At 40.2% G+C, this 241-nt stretch carries 1 pseudogene; it reads left to right on the top strand.

Annotated features, from left to right (window positions below):
* Window positions 1-241: pseudogene (locus DIU01_RS15530) on the top strand (peptidase M41); the annotation flags it as partial.

Raw genomic sequence — 241 nt, 5'->3', positions numbered from 1 at the left:
AGAAGAATGTCTGGCGGTGGCGCTGGCGGTGGCGGAGGTCAAATCTTCAACATCGGAAAATCTAGAGCAAAATTATTCGACGAAAAATCGGAAGTTAAAACTACTTTTAAAGATGTTGCTGGATTAGAAGGCGCAAAAGAAGAAGTACAAGAAATTGTAGAATTCCTTAGAAATCCAGAAAAATACACCGTTCTTGGTGGAAAAATTCCAAAAGGAGCTTTATTAGTTGGGCCTCCAGGAA

Source organism: Flavobacterium sp. (assembly GCF_003525665.1).
GTDB lineage: Bacteria > Bacteroidota > Bacteroidia > Flavobacteriales > Flavobacteriaceae > Flavobacterium.
The sequence above is the reverse complement of the archived record's forward strand: the minus strand, read 5'-3'. Positions and strand labels throughout refer to the sequence as shown.